Genomic DNA, 12,823 nt, shown 5'->3' with positions numbered 1-12,823 from the left:
TTTTACAGCTTAACCGTAAAATCAATCATTGGTTAGCAATTTCCAAGCATACAGTCTTCCATGTTCTTTGCTCAGGGCCAGCCTGCCAGCCGCACGATGAAATCTTTGCTGCTATGCAGCAAAGATGTGTCGCGGCACGGCTTGTCCTTGTTACTGGCTTTTCTGGCGTGGGCTTTTATCACTATGCCTGCCTTTGCGCAAACCGGCGCGAGCGATCTCGCGATGGGCGGAGAGCGGTCAAGCCTTGTGTTCGGCCTTCTGGTCGGCGTGCTGCTGACCGCCTGCTTCTACCTGTTCTTTATCTGGACGGTGTTCCGCGATCTCAGCCAGATGCTGCTGATCCTGATGCTGCTGTTCCTTGTCACCCATCTTTCGATGTCGAACGATCTTGTGGTGCAAACTTTCGGCATTGGCGATCTTGTCACGCTGCAATATCTCCAGAACTTCGCGCTGATCGGCTTCTATATAGCCAGCCTGTTTTTCACGCTGACTTTCCTTGATGTCGGCTCGCACATGCCGGGTATGGGCGGCGCGCTTTATATTGCGATCGGGATGCAGGTTCTGCTGCTGGTTTTCGCGGCCGTGGTTGACCGCAAGCTCGTGCACTTTTTTATGCCCACGATCGGCTCGCTCACCATCGGCCTGATCCTGTTCACCGGCCTGCTTGGCATGTACCGCCAGGTATCGGGCAGCGCGATCCATCTGCTCGCCTTCTCGATTTACCTGATCGGCGGTATGGCTTCGCCGTTGCACGATCTTGGGGTGTTCGGCGCCAGCTTCGGCATCAACAACCTTATGTACTTCGCTTCGGCCACTTCGGCGATCCTGTTCGCGGTGGTGATCGCGGGCCAGTTCACGGCGCAGCAGGAAACCTCGGCCCGCGCGCTGGCAAAAAGCAACGAGCGGTTCTCGCTCGCCGCACTGGGCGCAAACGAAGGTTTGTATGACTGGGATCTCGTCAACAATACGGTCTATTTTTCCGACCGTTTCAAAAAAATCGTTGGCAAAAACCTGCGCGACAGCGCGCAAGGCATCAAAGACTGGATGCGGCTGATCCACGCGCCCGACCGGCTGCGCGTACGGCAGGCGTTGCGCCAGTTCCGGCGCAGCAAGGACGAAACCATCGATTTCGAATACCGCCTGCTGCGGCCCGATAACAAGCGGCGCTGGCTTTATTCGACCGGCGTGGCCACGCGCGACCCCGCTTCGGGCAAGGTCGTGCGGCTTGTCGGTTCGCTCGGCGACATCACCGCCAAGAAGGCGGGCGAATTCGCGCTGAAGGACAGCGAAGCGCGATTCCGTAGCATCACGGAAGCGCATCCGGTTCCTGTGTTGATCGCGCGCGCGCGCGATGGCGCGCTTGCATACGTTAGCCCCGGCGCGGAACCGATGCTGGCGGTGACGCAGGCCGATGTGATGGGCCGCAACCTCGCCAATTTTTTCGCAAGGCCCGACGATGCCCAGAAGCTGTTCGCGCGGCTGGAAAAGGACAAGCAGGCCAATATGGAAGAATTCGCGATGCGCCGCGCCGATGGCACCGCGCTGCCGGTGGCGGTTTCGGCGCGGCTGATCGATTACGATCACGAACCCGCGGCCGTGATCGGCCTTTATGACCTGAGCGAACGCAAGCGCGCGGAAGCGCAAATCGCCAAGCAACAGGATGCGCTGCAGCAAAGCGAGAAAATGGCGGCGCTCGGCGGCTTGCTCGCCGGCGTGGCGCACGAGCTGAACAATCCGCTTTCCGTCATCGTGGGGCAGGCAACGCTTTTGGGCGAAGGCTCGAAGGAAGAAAAAACCGTCAGCCGCGCCGACAAAATATTCAAGGCGGCCGAACGTTGCAGCCGTATCGTCAGAAGCTTCCTTGCCATCGCGCGCCGCAAGCCGCCCGAACGGCGGGAAATGCAGCTCAATAGCACTGTTGCCGCCGGGCTGGAATTGCTGGCCTATCAGCTGCGCAACGAGAATGTCGAGCTCAAGCTCGAGCTGTTCGAAGGGCTGCCGCCGATCGTGGGCGACCGCGATCAGCTCACGCAGGTCGTGACCAATCTTGTGCTCAATGCGGCGCAAGCGATGCAGGGCTGGGATGGCAAGCGCATCATCACCATCAAGACCGCGCACGATGCCGCGCAAAAAACGGTGAGCCTCGATGTCAGCGATACCGGTCCGGGCGTGCCGGATGAAATTCGCACGCGCGTGTTCGAACCGTTCTTCACGACCAAGGCGCCGGGCGCGGGCACCGGGGTCGGGCTTTCGCTGTGCCTCAATATCGTCGAAGCGCATGGCGGCCGGCTCGAGCTGCGTGAAACCGAAGGCGGCGGCGCCACCTTCCACATCACCATGCCTGTGCCGGATACGGGCGCAGGGATTGCGGACGACACGCAGGCGCAAGTGGTGCAGCCGGTCAAGGGGCTGCGGCTGCTTTTGGTGGACGACGAAATTGAGTTGGCGCAAACGCTGGCCGATATGCTGCAGCCCGACGGGCACAGCTTCGATTTTGCGGTCAATGGCCAGGTCGGGCTCGAAAAGATGCTCGCGGGCAAGTATGATTTTGTCATCAGCGACCTTCGCATGCCGGTGATGGACGGCCCGACCATGTACCAGAAACTGTGCGAAGCGAAACCGGATTTCGCCGGCAACATCATTTTCGTCACGGGCGATACGCTGACCGAAAACGTGCGCGATTTTCTCGAACAGAACCCCGTCGCCGTAGTCGAAAAGCCTTACACCCTTAACGATATCCGCCGCGCCCTTGAACAGCAGTTGCGGAAGACAGCCTGAGCGGGCAGGATGCCGGAAAGGAATGAATCGGCATGACAAAACGCCTTATGGTGGTGGACGACGAGGAAGACATCTGCGAGATCATCGCGGACGTCGCGGAAGGGCGGGGCTATGAAGTCGCCATCGTCACCGATGCCGAACAGGTCGTCGTCAAACTAGAAAAATTCACGCCCGACGTGATTATGCTTGATCTCATGATGCCGGGAACGGACGGGGTCGAACTGCTGCGCGTGCTGGCCGATAAGGCCAAGCAGGCCAAGATATGCCTCATGAGCGGTTCCGATAGCCGCGTGCTCAACAGCGCGCGCCGTCTCGGCAGCGCGCACGGGCTCGATGTGTTCGGTGTTTTCGAAAAACCCATCGATATAGGCACGCTGCGCGGCGCGCTCGATCAGCTCGCGCAGGGCGGCGATCAGGGCATGAATGCCGCCGATATCGCGCAGGCGATCTCGAGCGGGCAAATCGTGATGTATTATCAACCGATCGTCGAGATCGCGACCCGCAAGGTATTCGGGTTTGAAGCGCTGGTGCGCTGGAACCATCCGGTGCGCGGCATCTTGCAGCCGTCGGATTTTCTCGATACTGCGGCGCAAGACGGCATGATGGAGCCGATCGCCGATTTTGTCATTCAGGCCGGCGTCAAGGAAGCGGCCAAATGGCAATCGGGCGGCGAGGAGCTGACGGTTTCCATGAATATCACGGCCGGCTCCTTGCTCGATCTATCGTTGCCCGACCGCATCAACGATCTGTGCGGCCAGCACAAGCTTCCAACCGGCCTTGTTATCCTTGAAGTAACGGAAAACGAGGCGATGAAGGATGCAAAACGTACGATGGACGTGCTGCTCCGGACCCGGCTGCGCAATATCGGCGTCGCAATCGACGATTTCGGCACCGGCCATTCATCCCTGCGCGAACTGCAGCGCATGCCCTTCAGCGAAATGAAGATCGACAAAAGCTTCGTGATGGACATGGCCGGCAACAAGGATTGCCAGGTAATCGTCAATTCCATCATCGATCTCGGTCACAATCTCGGTCTCAAGACGGTGGCCGAAGGCGTCGAAGACGCGCGCGCATGGCGGCTGCTTGCGGAAAAAAACTGCGATATGGCGCAAGGCTTCCTGATCGGCCGTCCCATGGCGGCGACCGATATTCCCGGCTGGCTCAAGGGCTGGCGCGAAAAGCCGCCGGTTTAGAAGCCCATGACCGAAGACCGCCGCGACCTTCTCACCGATCTGCTTGCCCGTGCGCGCCGTGCGGGCGCCGATGCCGCCGATGCCATGATGGTGGATACGCAATCGCAATCCGCCATGGTCCGCCTTGGAAAAACCGAAGTGCTCGATCGCGCCGAAAGCGCCGATCTTGGCTTGCGCGTGCTGATCGGCAAACGGCAGGCGATCGTGTCATCGACCGATTTTTCGCCCGCCACGCTTGATGAACTGGCGCAACGCGCCGCCGCGATGGCAAAACTTGCGCCCGAAGACGAATTTTGCGGCCTTGCCGAACCGGGGCAACTGGCGGGTGCGCTGCCCGCGCTCGATACCGATGACGGCAGCGAACCTGCGGCGGAAAAGATATTGCAGCTCGCAAAAGATACCGAAGCGGCCGCGCTGGCCGTGCCGGGGGTCACCAATTCTTCGGGCGGGGAGGCAAGCTGGGCCGCCGCCGCCGTCACGCTGGCCGGCAGCAATGGTTTCGCGGGCAGCTACCGGCGCACGCGGCACGATGTCGCGGTGGCGGTGCTGGCGGGCGAAGGCACCGCCATGGAACGCGATTACGATTATTCCTCAGCCACTTTCTTCACTGATCAGCGCGCGGCGGATGACGTAGGCAGGCGCGCCGGCGAACGCGCGGTCAAGCGGCTTGGCGGCCGCAAAATGCCGAGCGGCAAGGTCCCCGTTGTGTTCGAACCGCGCGTGGCCGGAAGCCTTGTCGGGCATCTTCTTGGCGCTATCAGCGGCGCCGCGATTGCCCGCGGCACCAGTTTTTTGAAAGACAGCCTTGGTAAGCAGGTGTTCCCGGCCGGCATCACGATCACCGATGATCCGCTGCGTGCGCGTGGTCTGCGTTCGCGCCCGTTCGATGCGGAAGGGATAAAGACGCAAACCCGTAACCTGGTCGATAGCGGCGTGCTGACGACATGGCTGCTCGATCTGCGTTCGTCGCGGCAGCTGAAGATGCAAAGCACCGGGCATGCCGCGCGTTCGCCCGGCGGCCCGCCCGGTCCTTCGGCCACCAACGTGTACATGGCCGCAGGAAAAGTTTCGTTCGCGGAACTAATTGCCGACATCGAGCGTGGCTTTTTCGTCACGGATATGATGGGAATGGGAGTCAATGGAGTAACAGGTGACTACAGCCGCGGCGCCAGCGGCTTCTGGATCGAAAAGGGGCAGATTGCCTTTCCGGTCAACGAGATGACGATCGCCGGAAATTTGAAAGAGATGTTCCGGCACCTCGTTCCCGCCAACGATTTACGGTTAAGAAACGAGATTGAAGCGCCGAGCGTGCGTATTGAAGGCATGACAGTCGCCGGCGTTTGAGTTATTTTGTTTATGCCTGATTCGCCCAATATTAGAGGCCGCAAATGCCAGACGATACGCGTAGGCTAACCCCCGCTACGCCGCCGTTTGTTTCTCAGGATCCAGGTAATCCTCCGCAGCTTCGTTATCGAACAATCTGGATATCCGATATTCATCTCGGCACCCGCGGGTGTCAGGCTGAAACGTTGCTGGATTTCCTGAAGCACACGGAATCCGATTACCTGTATCTGGTCGGCGATGTCGTCGATGGCTGGCAGCTGCGCAAGCGCTGGTACTGGCCGCAGGCGCACAACGATGTGATCCAGAAAGTTATGCGCCGCGCGCGCAAGGGCGCGCAGGTCGTGTTCCTGCCCGGCAACCACGATGAAATGGCGCGCGATTATCTCGGGCTCAATTTCGGCGGCGTGCAGGTCAAGGACAGCATCATCCACACCACGGCCGACGGCAAGCGCCTCTATATTCTGCATGGCGATCAGTTCGATGCGGTGATGGGCTGCGCCAAATGGCTTGCGCATCTCGGCGATGCCGCCTACACGCTCGCGCTCGGCATCAACACGGTCTTCAACTATGTGCGGCGCAAGCTGGGCTTCAGTTACTGGTCGCTTTCCGCCTATCTCAAGCACAAGGTCAAGAACGCGGTTGAGCATATCGGCGCGTTCGAAACCTTCATCGCCGAAGAAGCGCGGCGGCAGAATGTCGATGGCGTCGTGTGCGGCCATATCCATCATGCCGAAATGCGCATGATCGGCAAGGTGCTGTACTGCAACGATGGCGATTGGGTGGAATCCTGCACCGCGATGGTCGAACATATGGACGGGCGGCTGGAAATCATCCACTGGACCAAGCAGCGCGATGCGCTGCTTCAGATGGCGCCGTCCGAAAGGGCCGGAGAGCTGGCCCCTGCATGAGCCGTATTTTAATCGTATCAGATGCGTGGCACCCGCAAACCAACGGCGTTGTCCGCACGCTTGAACATACAAGCGCCGAGCTTGCGAAAATGGGCCACACGGTCGAAATGGTGGGCCCGGATATTGATGGAAGCCTGACCTTCCCGCTGCCCACATACCCCGAAATCAAGCTGGAAATGTTCGCCTATGGGCGCATTCGCAAAATCTACCGCGCCTTCAACCCCGATTATATCCATATCGCCACCGAAGGGCCGCTTGGCTGGGCGGCGCGCCGCGTTTGCCTGATGCAGGACCGGCCTTTCTCCACCGCCTATCACACCGCGTTTCCCGAATATGTCGCCAAACGCTCGCCGCGCGGGATCCGGCGGCTGATGAAGCGGCTCACCTATATGCTGATGCGCCGTTTCCATGCTCCTTCGGGCGCGCTGATGGTGGCCACGCCTTCGATCACGCGCGAACTTTCAACCCGGCGCTTCCATCGTATCAGGCCGTGGTCGCGCGGCGTCGATACCACGGTGTTTAAGCCCTATGGCAAGGATGTCCCGGCCTACCGCGATTTGCCTCGGCCGATCGCGGTTTATGTGGGTCGCGTGGCGGTCGAAAAAAATCTTGATGATCTTTTGTCGCTCGATATGCCCGGTAGCAAAGTGATCATCGGCGACGGGCCGGATTTCGACATGCTGAAGGCAAAATACCCGAAGGCGCATTTCCTCGGCAAGAAAACCGGCGAAGACCTTGCGCGCCACTATGCCGGCGCCGATGTGTTCGTGTTTCCGTCCCGCACCGATACGTTCGGGCTGGTGCTGCTGGAAGGCATGGCGTGTGGCCTGCCGGTTGCGGCCTATCCTGCCCCCGGCCCCCGCGATATTTTTGCCGACGCGGAGGAGGTCAAAAGCTTTGCCCGGCTTGATGAAGATCTGGGCCGCGCCGTGCGCGATGTTCTGGCCGCGCCGCCCGATCCGGAAGCGGCGCGTGCCTTTGCCTCGCGCTATTCGTGGGCAAGCTGCACGGGCCAGTTCCTGCAGAACCTGCAGGCCGAAACGCAGTTCGGCAAGCGCAGAACCCGGCGTATTCGCCGGGCGATCGATTTTCTGCAATCCTTGCGGCGGCGTTTTTTCGGTGCGCCCCTCTAAGGTATCTATATACTAGATTTCCATGAGCATCTGGCAGTCCCTTTACCGCCTCGGCACCGGGGCGGGCGCGCCCCTTGTTTCCCTGTTGTTGCAGCAACGCCTGCGCCGCGGCCGGGAAGACCCTGCGCGCGTGGCCGAACGGCGCGGGCAAGCAAGCGCCCCGCGCCCGCCCGGCGCGCTGGTCTGGTGCCACGCCGCCAGCGTGGGCGAGATGATGTCGGTGTTGCTTTTGCTTGAAAAGCTGGGGGAAGATTTGCCCGAAGCGCATTTCCTGCTCACAACCGGCACCGTAACTTCGGCTGCCGTCGTGGCCGGGCGTCTGCCGCCGCGCACCGTGCACCAATATATCCCGGTCGATCGTATCGCTTTTGTGCGCCGCTTCCTCGATCACTGGAAGCCCGATGCTGCGCTGTGGGTCGAAAGCGAACTGTGGCCCAACCTTTTGGCCGAGGCACGCGCGCGCGAAATTCCGGCGGCCCTGATCAACGCGCGCATGTCGGCGCGTTCGCTGCGGCGTTGGGGCGCTATGCGCGGCTGGATCGCACAGCTGCTTTCCACTTTCCGCCTGTGCCTGACGCAAACCGAAGCCGCCGTAGCCGCCTTCGAAGAGCTTGGCGCGCCGCGTGTGCAATATGGCGGCAACCTGAAATACGCCACCATCCCGCTGCCCTATGATGAAGGGAAGCTCGAATTGTTGCGCGAACAGGTTGGCCCGCGCCCTGTTTGGCTTATGGCTTCAAGCCATCCCGGAGAAGAAGAAACCGCCATTGCCGCGCATAAGGCGCTTGCCGCTAAATTCCCGGATCTGCTCACCATCATCGTGCCGCGCCACCCGGCGCGCGGCGAAGCCATCGCCGCGTTGCTCGCGCAAAACGGGTTGCCGTTCGCGCGGCGGAGCGCGGGCGCCTTGCCCGGCCGGGAAACCGGCGTTTATCTGGCCGATACATTGGGCGAGTTGGGGCTGTTCTACCGCCTCGTGCCGGTGGTGTTCATCGGCGGCACCTTTGCGCAAGTGGGCGGCCATAACCCGATCGAGCCCGCCTGGCTCGAAAGCGCGATCATTTGCGGGCCCGATATGACGAACTTCAGCGAAGTGATTGCGCAAATGAAGCATGCCGGCGCCGCGCTGCAGATCGAAGCCCCGGAAGCGCTGCATCGCGCGTTACAACATTTGCTGAGCGATGGGGAAAAGCGCGCGCAAATGGCGCAAGGCGCGCTACGGGTTGCGCAAAACAATCAGGATGTGCTCGATCGCGTGATCGAAATGCTGCGGCCCGTTTTGCCCGAAGCGGGGAGGGGCGTATGAGGAAGACGCCGGCTTTCTGGTATGGGTTGCCCAGCGCGCCTTCCTACGCGCTCGAACCCGTTTCCATGGTCTATCAGGCGGGCGGCACGCTGCACCGCGTTGCTGCGCGGCCCTACCGCGCGCCGCAGCCGGTGATCTGCATCGGCAACCTTGTTGTGGGCGGTGCGGGCAAAACGCCGGTCGCGCTTGCGACCGCGCGCATGCTGCAGGAAATGGGGCAAAGGCCCGCCTTCGTTTCGCGCGGCTATGGCGGCAGCGCGCAAGGCCCGCTGCTGGTCGATCCCGGCAAACATAGTGCGGCGGAGGTGGGCGATGAGCCGCTTTTGCTGGCGCAGGCGGCGCCCACATGGATATCCAAGAACAAGGCGAAGGGCGTTTCCATCGCCGCCGAAGACGCGACGCAGGTTATCCTCGATGACGGTTTGCAAAACCCCACCGTTTATCATGACCTTGCCTTTCTCGTGGTCGATGGCATGCGCGGGCTGGGTAATGGCCGGGTTTTGCCCGCCGGGCCGCTACGGGAATCGCTGCGCGCCGCGCTTTCCCGCATACAGGCGGCCGTGATCGTGGGCCCCGACAGGCACGCGACGGCGGAACAATTCTCGCACGCCGTGCCGGTGTTGACCGCGCGGCTGGAACCGGCATTGCCCGAAGGCTTCAATAAAGCCGGGAATTTCGTGGCTTTTTCCGGCATCGGCAACCCGGACAAGTTTTTCACGACCTGCCGCGATGTGGGCCTGCATCTCAGCGCGGCCTATGAATTTCCCGATCATCATCCCTATAGCGCGGGCGATTGGCAGCAACTGGCGGAAGTGGCGCAGCGCCACAGCGCGCGGCTCGTCACCACGGCCAAGGATGCCGTGCGGCTTATGCCGGAATGGAGGGCGCAGGTGAATGTTGTGCCGGTCGAGCTTGTGTTCGATAACGGGCCGCAGATGCTGCATCTGCTGCACCGCTCGATCAGGAATTAATCGAACAGCTTGCCCTGTTTCTGTTTTTTGCTCCCGGCCTCGCCGTCAATCACGGCCTTGCGCTCGCCGTCGTGGAATATGATATCGACCGCGCTGCCGCTTTGTGCCATCGCCGCCGCCGTTATCGCATGGCCAGCGCCGTCGCGCACAAGCGTATAGCCGCGCTGCAAAACTTTTTTCGGCGAAAGGCTTTCCAGAAGCGGCGCGGTGCGGGCCAGCAGCGCTTCACGTTGTTCGTACACGCGGCGCATGGCAAGCCCCATCGCGCGCGCATCCGCCGCCAGCCGCGTTTCCGCCTGCGCCAGAATTTCGCGCGGGTGGCGCAGCTTCGCTGCGATGCGCGCGAGCGTATCGGCACGGGCCTGCATCGTGCCGCGCACCGCCGCGGCCAGCCTTTCGCCCCGGTCGTCGAGCCTTTGCAAAAGCGGCTCCAGCATCCTGCGCGGGTCGCCAAGCGTGCGCGCCAGCGCCGCCAGCCGCTCGGTCCGGCCCTGCAATTCGCGTTTCAGCGCGCCGCGCAGGCGCGCGCCGGCGTTTTCCAGCGCATCGATCAAGTCCGCGCGTACGGGCACCGCCATTTCGGCTGCCGCCGTCGGCGTCGGCGCGCGCACATCGGAAGCAAAATCAATCAGCGTAGTATCGGTTTCGTGCCCGACGGCGGAAATAAGCGGAATTTTGCTCGCGGCCGCCGCGCGCACCACAATTTCTTCGTTGAACGGCATCAGATCTTCGATCGAACCGCCGCCGCGCGCGACAATCAGCAAATCGGGCCGTGCCGCGCCATCGTTTGCGCCAAGCCGGTTGAAACCTTCGATCCCGGCCGCGATTTGCGCCGCCGCGCCCTCGCCCTGCACCGCCACGGGCCAGACGATCACATGGCAGGGAAAGCGGTTGCGCAGCCGGTGCAGAATATCGCGTATCACCGCGCCGGTGGGGGAGGTCACGACCCCGATCACGCGCGGCAGGGAAGGCAGCGGTTTTTTGCGGTCCTCGTCGAACAGCCCTTCGGCGGCCAGCTTTTTCTTTCTGTCTTCAATCAGCTTGAGCAAGGCGCCTTCGCCCGCCAGCGCCATTTGCTCGACCACCAGCTGGTATTTCGATTGCCCGGCATAAATCGTCAGCCGCCCGGTGCAGATAACCTCCATCCCCACTTCGGGGCGCATCCCGGCGCGGCCCGTTGCGCCGTGCCAGATAACGCCCGCCAGAATGGCTTTATCTTCCTTCAAGGTCAGGTAAACATGCCCGTTGCTGTGGAATTTGCACTCGCTGATCTCGCCGCGCACGCGAATCTGGCCGAAACGGTCCTCGACCGTGCGTTTAAGTTGCCCCGAAAGCTCCGAAACGGTAAATTTCGGCAGGTTGCTGCCGGGGCGCGGCTGGTCGATCAGGCTGGGTGTTGCGTTTTTGGGCATGCCACTATTGTAGCCGGATTAAACGGATATGGAAGCGGGGCGGATATGAAGGTTCTGGTTATCGGCGCGGGCGGGCGCGAACATGCGCTCTGCTGGGCTATCGGGCAATCGCCGCAATGTGAAGCGCTGTTCTGCGCGCCCGGGAATGCGGGCATCGCCGGCATCGCGACCTGCCTGCCCGTCAGCGCCGAAGATAACGCCGCGCTGGTCGCAGCCGCGAAGGAACATAAAATCGATCTGGTCGTGGTCGGGCCCGAAGGTCCGCTCGTGAACGGGGTGGCTGATGCCATGCGTGAAGCGGGCTTCGCCTGTTTTGGCCCGGGCAAGGGCGCGGCTGAAATGGAAGGATCGAAAGGTTTTATGAAAGACATCGTGGCGCGTGCGGGCGTACCCACCGCCGCCTATGGCCGTTTTACCGAAGCCGAGGCGGCCCGCGCCTATATCCGCGAACGCGGTGCGCCCATCGTTGTAAAAACCGATGGGCTTGCGGCTGGCAAGGGCGTTACGGTCGCACGCACGCTCGATGAAGCGCTGCAGGCGGTGACGGACGCGATGGAAGACAAGGTCTTCGGCGATGCGGGCGGCGAGCTGGTGATCGAAGAATTTATGGAAGGGGAAGAAGTAAGCTTCTTTGCCTTGTGTGATGGTGAAAACGCCGTGCCTTTCGCGTCCGCGCAGGATCATAAGGCGGTGTTCGATGGCGATAAAGGCCCCAACACCGGCGGCATGGGCGCCTATTCGCCCGCGCCCGCCATGACGCGGGCGCTGCAGGAACGCGTGATGGCGGAAATGATCATGCCTACCATGCGCGCCATGGCGGCGGCGGGGCGGCCATATTGCGGAGTGTTGTTCGCCGGGCTCATGCTTACGAAAAGCGGGCCGAAATTGCTTGAATACAACGTGCGCTTCGGCGATCCGGAAACGCAGGCGATGCTGCCGCGCCTCAAAAGCGATTTGCTGCAGGTTCTGTTCGCGGCCGCGACCGGCAAATTGGGCAGTGTGAAACTCGAATGGCACGATCATGCGGCGCTTTGCGTCGTGATGGCGGCCGAAGGCTATCCCGGGAAATACCGCAAAAACACGGTGATCGGCGGGCTTGAAAACGCCGGGCGGGTGCCGGGCACGGTGGTGTTCCATGCGGGCACGGCGCGCAACGATGCGGGCGCGGTCGTGGCCACGGGCGGGCGCGTGCTTGGCGTTACCGCCACGGGGCCCGATATACGCGCCGCGCAGGCGCGCGCCTATGAAGCGGTGGACAGGGTGCAGTGGCCGGAAGGTTTTTGCCGCCGCGATATCGGCTGGCGCGCGGTCGGAAAAGCGGCCTAACGCCTTTCCTTGAAAAATCCCTTCAGCAATTCTGCGGCCTTCTGTTCTTCCACGCCGCCATAAACTTCGGGCGCGTGGTGGCAAGTGGGCTGGGCGAAGAATTTCGGCCCGTGATCGACTGCGCCGCCCTTCGGGTCGTACGCGCCGTAATAAAGCCTGCGTATGCGCGCGAACGATATGGCGGCAGCGCACATGGCGCATGGCTCAAGCGTCACGTAAAGGTCGCACGCCGTAAGCCGCGGGCTGCCCAGTTTGGCCCCGCCCGCCCGCAAAACAAGCATTTCTGCGTGCGCCGTGGGGTCGTTGCCCGCTTCGGTGCCGTTGGCGGCCTCGGCCAGAACATGGCCGTCCGCATCCACCAGAACGGCGCCCACAGGCACTTCCCCCGCCGCTGCGGCAGCCCCGGCCAGCGCCAGCGCCCGTTGCATGAAACCGGTCATAAGGGTTCGCTC

10 protein-coding genes are annotated in these 12,823 nt (G+C 62.0%); 8 read left to right on the top strand and 2 right to left on the bottom strand.

The window, feature by feature from the left end; translation table 11 throughout:
- The first annotated feature begins 60 nt into the window (after window positions 1–60).
- The 7 genes from GC131_04775 to lpxK are packed head-to-tail and all read left to right on the top strand — an operon-like array spanning window position 61 to window position 9,633.
- On the top strand, window positions 61–2,778 hold the full coding sequence (locus tag GC131_04775) for a PAS domain S-box protein (protein ID MBI1273380.1): 2,718 nt from the start codon (window positions 61–63) through the stop codon (window positions 2,776–2,778).
- Window positions 2,779–2,810: 32 nt separating this feature from the next.
- Window positions 2,811–3,971: an EAL domain-containing protein gene (locus GC131_04770; GenBank protein ID MBI1273379.1), complete on the top strand. Its 1,161-nt coding sequence runs from the start codon at window positions 2,811–2,813 to the stop codon at window positions 3,969–3,971.
- Window positions 3,972–3,977: 6 nt separating this feature from the next.
- Window positions 3,978–5,315 carry a TldD/PmbA family protein gene (locus GC131_04765; protein ID MBI1273378.1) on the top strand — a complete coding sequence of 446 codons (1,338 nt, stop codon included), beginning with the start codon at window positions 3,978–3,980 and terminating at the stop codon, window positions 5,313–5,315.
- Between the two features lie 44 nt (window positions 5,316–5,359).
- Complete coding sequence (locus GC131_04760; GenBank protein MBI1273377.1) at window positions 5,360–6,223, top strand: UDP-2,3-diacylglucosamine diphosphatase; 864 nt, start codon at window positions 5,360–5,362, stop codon at window positions 6,221–6,223.
- Window positions 6,220–7,356 (top strand): glycosyltransferase, encoded by a 1,137-nt coding sequence (locus GC131_04755; GenBank protein MBI1273376.1) that lies wholly within the window; start codon window positions 6,220–6,222, stop codon window positions 7,354–7,356. Before GC131_04760 ends, GC131_04755 begins: the two co-directional genes overlap by 4 nt.
- A 22-nt stretch (window positions 7,357–7,378) precedes the next feature.
- Window positions 7,379–8,662 carry a 3-deoxy-D-manno-octulosonic acid transferase gene (locus GC131_04750; GenBank protein MBI1273375.1) on the top strand — a complete coding sequence of 428 codons (1,284 nt, stop codon included), beginning with the start codon at window positions 7,379–7,381 and terminating at the stop codon, window positions 8,660–8,662.
- The gene (gene lpxK / locus GC131_04745; protein ID MBI1273374.1) at window positions 8,659–9,633 is read left to right on the top strand and encodes a tetraacyldisaccharide 4'-kinase; all 975 of its coding nucleotides are present in this window, start codon (window positions 8,659–8,661) and stop codon (window positions 9,631–9,633) included. The genes GC131_04750 and lpxK overlap by 4 nt, the downstream gene beginning before the upstream one ends.
- Here lpxK and GC131_04740 read toward each other — a convergent pair.
- On the bottom strand, window positions 9,630–11,045 hold the full coding sequence (locus GC131_04740; GenBank protein MBI1273373.1) for an exodeoxyribonuclease VII large subunit: 1,416 nt from the start codon (window positions 11,043–11,045) through the stop codon (window positions 9,630–9,632). The two genes, lpxK and GC131_04740, sit on opposite strands and share 4 nt — an antisense overlap.
- A 45-nt stretch (window positions 11,046–11,090) precedes the next feature.
- On the opposite strand from GC131_04740, the gene purD reads away from it, so the two are divergent.
- Window positions 11,091–12,371 (top strand): phosphoribosylamine--glycine ligase, encoded by a 1,281-nt coding sequence (purD, locus tag GC131_04735; GenBank protein ID MBI1273372.1) that lies wholly within the window; start codon window positions 11,091–11,093, stop codon window positions 12,369–12,371.
- Here purD and GC131_04730 read toward each other — a convergent pair.
- Window positions 12,368–12,799, bottom strand: a complete 432-nt coding sequence (locus GC131_04730; GenBank protein MBI1273371.1) for a nucleoside deaminase — start codon at window positions 12,797–12,799, stop codon at window positions 12,368–12,370. The genes purD and GC131_04730 overlap by 4 nt on opposite strands.
- Window positions 12,800–12,823 lie beyond the last annotated feature (24 nt).

The sequence above is a fragment of the Alphaproteobacteria bacterium genome, assembly GCA_016124955.1.
Taxonomy (GTDB): Bacteria; Pseudomonadota; Alphaproteobacteria; order UBA9219; family RFNS01; genus RI-461.
Note: the sequence above shows the minus strand (reverse complement) of the source record. Positions and strands in the feature narration are given on the sequence as shown.

Excerpts from the sequence above, each read along its gene's own strand:
- GC131_04775 (MBI1273380.1), top strand. The coding sequence starts at position 61 with ATGTTCTTTGCTCAGGGCCAGCCTGCCAGCCGCACGATGAAATCTTTG.
- GC131_04770 (MBI1273379.1), top strand. The coding sequence starts at position 2,811 with ATGACAAAACGCCTTATGGTGGTGGACGACGAGGAAGACATCTGCGAG.
- GC131_04765 (MBI1273378.1), top strand. The coding sequence starts at position 3,978 with ATGACCGAAGACCGCCGCGACCTTCTCACCGATCTGCTTGCCCGTGCG.
- GC131_04760 (MBI1273377.1), top strand. The coding sequence starts at position 5,360 with ATGCCAGACGATACGCGTAGGCTAACCCCCGCTACGCCGCCGTTTGTT.
- GC131_04755 (MBI1273376.1), top strand. The coding sequence starts at position 6,220 with ATGAGCCGTATTTTAATCGTATCAGATGCGTGGCACCCGCAAACCAAC.
- GC131_04750 (MBI1273375.1), top strand. The coding sequence starts at position 7,379 with ATGAGCATCTGGCAGTCCCTTTACCGCCTCGGCACCGGGGCGGGCGCG.
- lpxK (MBI1273374.1), top strand. The coding sequence starts at position 8,659 with ATGAGGAAGACGCCGGCTTTCTGGTATGGGTTGCCCAGCGCGCCTTCC.
- GC131_04740 (MBI1273373.1), bottom strand. The coding sequence starts at position 11,045 with ATGCCCAAAAACGCAACACCCAGCCTGATCGACCAGCCGCGCCCCGGC.
- purD (MBI1273372.1), top strand. The coding sequence starts at position 11,091 with ATGAAGGTTCTGGTTATCGGCGCGGGCGGGCGCGAACATGCGCTCTGC.
- GC131_04730 (MBI1273371.1), bottom strand. The coding sequence starts at position 12,799 with ATGCAACGGGCGCTGGCGCTGGCCGGGGCTGCCGCAGCGGCGGGGGAA.